Here is a 3,242-nt window from a genome sequence, read left to right on the forward strand (position 1 = left end):
AGTCGACGAGCCAAAGTAGCCTGTCACGGAAACAGGGACGGGAGGCCGGAGGACACGCCCCGACCTCGTACGCATGCTCCAGCCCCGCACAGGAGGCCGGAGGGCAGGGACAAAGGCACTGTCCGATGAAACCGAGCAGCTGATCGAGGATACGATCCGGGAGGTTTATCTCAAGCCTACGAGACCGACCCTGACCCACTTGGTCCATGAGGTCCACGCAAGGTGTGCTGAGAAAAACCTGCCATTGCCCCATCGCAGAACCGTCCGGGCAAGGATCAAGGCGATCGATGCCCGTGTCAGAGGCCTGAAGCGCGGGGAAGCCGCGATCATCAAGGCCACGACAGCAACTCCCGGCGAGTACACAGTCAGCCGACCGCTCGAGGTGGTTCAGATCGATCACACCGAAATCGATGTCATCGTGGTGGACGAGCAAACGCGCGAGCCGCTCTCCAGCCGCCCCTGGCTCACGCTGGCCATCGATGTCTTCTCCCGCATGGTGACAGGATTCCATGTCTCCATGAGCGCGCCGTCGCGCGTCTCGGTCGGCCTGTGTCTGCTGCATTCGGTGTTCGACAAGTCCACCTGGCTTAGCGAACGTGGGATCGATCAAGAGTGGCCTGTCGCAGGTTTGCCCGAAGCGCTTCACGTCGACAATGCGCCAGAGTTCAAGAGCCGCGCCTTCGTCCTGGGATGCGAGAACGAGGGCATGAAGATCATCTATAGACCTCCGGCTCAGCCGCACATGGGTGGTCATATTGAGAGGCTCATCGGGACCATGATGGGTGCCGTGCATCTCTTGCCCGGCACAACGTTCAGTAGCCCCGAGAAACGTGGCGAATACGACTCCGCTCACACGGCTCGAATGACGCTAAGGGAGTTAGAAAGCTATCTGGCCATCGAAATCACCGGATCCTACCACCAGCGTATCCATGAGGGACTCCGACGGGCTCCGATTGCAGTCTGGCGCGAGTTCTGCAATTCAATCCCCTATCGGATGCCGCGCGACCGGATGGGCTTTTGGGTCTCGTTCTTGCCGGATGAAAAGCGCCAACTCAGACCAGATGGCCTGCACCTCTTTGGGCTCAAGTACTGGCATGGAGCTCTGTCGCGCGACTTGGGGCGTGGGGATGAGAAGGTGCTCGTCCGCTACGACCCGCGCGATATCTCGCGCATCTTCGTTCAGCGGCCCTCAGGGGCTTTCCTGGAAGTGCGGTGGAACAATCTGACCATGCCACCGGTGTCTTTGCACGAGTGGCGAGGCGAGCTAAGGGAACGGAACAAGAAGGCCCGTGATGAGCGAGACACAGCAGCCATGATGAGAGCAATCGCTCAAAAGCGGCGAATCGTCGATCAAGCCAGCCGTACGACCATGACAGTGCGAAGGAGCGGTATCTCGCCAAAGCGGCTTGAGCCGGACAATGACGGATATGGGACGCTGCGCGGGGTTGACTCGCGCATTCCAGTCCCAGGGGAAGAGTAGGATCTCTCGTGGTTCTCGACGCACACCATCTAAATGCCGCGACAGCTGAACTCCTGTGGCTTTCCAGCGAAGAGCGTATCCGAGCCATTAGGGCTGATCGCTGGACGCAATATCCACGAGCCCGGCAGGCTCTGGCAATCCTCTGCCATGTGCTCGACCATCCCCGAACGACACGGATGCCGTCGGTCGCGATCTACGGCGACTCCGGCATGGGCAAAACAATGATCATGGAGAGGTTCCGGCTCGACCACCCGCCCGACTTCGACCCGGAAACGGGGAGCGCCAGAATACCTGTGCTGGGCCTGCAAATGTCTGGGAAGCCCAGTGAGCGGCGTCTCTATGCTCAGCTTCTCACGGCTCTGGGAGCTCCGCACAATCCTCGCGCCACCATGGCTGATCTGGAGCAGAAGGCGATTGGCCTTCTGCGGATCACCCAGATCAAGGTCCTGGTGATCGATGAGGTACATAATCTCCTGTGCGGATCCCATCGCGACCAACGCGTGATTTTGAATACCCTTCGGTTCCTGAGCAATGAATTGAGAATGTCGCTCGTCTGCTTTGGGGTGATGGAGGCACGGGAGGCAATTCACGGCGACGTGCAACTGGCACGCCGCTTTGAGGCATTTACTTTGCCGCGGTGGTCGGCCAACCAGGAGTTTGAAGATCTGATCAGGGCAGCCCTGCGCAATCTGCCGCTGCTCCAGCCGAGTGTCCTGGCGGCGAAATCCCTTCGCCACATCTTGCAAGCGACCCAGGGGCTCACGGCGGGCATCTTCACGATGCTGAACGCCTTGGCGATTGCTGCGATTGAGAATGGCCGCGAGCAGATTACTGACAATGCCGTCTTACAGTGGGCGCCCCTCATCCGACCTGAGGCCGCCTATTCGTGACGCCAGCCATGCGGCGCTCGATCAATTCCCTGCCGGTTGTCCTTAAGCCTTTGCCGGATGAACTCTTGTCATCCTGGCTGGCGCGCCATGCGGCCTTCTATGAGGTGGGAAATCGCCGCCTGCTCAGTCATCTCGGCTTGGAGGCTCCCTGCCTTGAGGCTCTTGATTCCGGGCCATCGCTCGCCCAGCAGATTGTGCTCGCAGACTGTTTCCGCTGTGAGCCTGCACGTATTGCTGCCATGAGCCACGCTGAGGCGTGCAACGATGTTCGTCGCCTGATCCGGCGGGCCCCACCGGCTCAGAGATGCCAGACCTGTACTGAGCCCGCCGCTTCCTATGGAGCCCCAATCCTGAAAAGCTGGGTTCAGGGATGGCGTATCACCTGCAGGGCCTGCGGCACTCGCCTGATAGACATAGCCTCCGATAAACACACTGGCGAAATCGCGCAATACAAAGACCTGTTCGGTACCGTGTGGGAGAGGGCGTGCGAAGGCGAAGCTGCCTTCGAACAACACAAGGCCGGCGGCGGTGATGTACCGTCTCCAGCGGTGCTCATGCGACTGTTACTGCTCCCGCGCTGGCCTGATCCTGGTGAATTGCGGGAGGGCTATCGGCCATCGCGCCTGCTCAACGCCGTCGTGCCCGGATTTGATGAGGTGGTCCACCGCCATGGCCTTGAGAGACACATGGTCCGGCAGCCCTTCCTACCCATATTGCTCCGCACTGCGCTTCTTGCTGGGCTCGCCACCGTCATGCGGGACCCAGTTCGCATGGTCACGGATTTACGGCGGCAAACACGCTTGGGAGGTCGACAGCGCTTTGAGGCGCTTGAAAGCGGGAGGGGGAGGGGCCTCCCTTTCCTGTCTCACGTT

General features: G+C 60.3%; 3 protein-coding genes. All 3 read left to right on the forward strand.

Features of this window, described 5'->3' with window-relative positions:
* The first annotated feature begins 73 nt into the window (after positions 1–73).
* Complete coding sequence (locus tag ACS5Q1_RS41220; RefSeq protein WP_473103656.1) at positions 74–1,480, forward strand: Mu transposase C-terminal domain-containing protein; 1,407 nt, start codon at positions 74–76, stop codon at positions 1,478–1,480.
* Positions 1,481–1,488: 8 nt separating this feature from the next.
* Entirely contained in the window at positions 1,489–2,370 is an 882-nt protein-coding gene (locus tag ACS5Q1_RS41225; RefSeq protein ID WP_473103657.1) for a TniB family NTP-binding protein, read from the forward strand.
* Positions 2,371–2,378: 8 nt separating this feature from the next.
* Positions 2,379–3,242: TniQ family protein (locus ACS5Q1_RS41230; RefSeq protein ID WP_473103659.1), on the forward strand; the 864-nt coding region annotated here is incomplete at its 3' end.

The sequence above is a fragment of the Microvirga sp. GN3 genome (assembly GCF_055792825.1).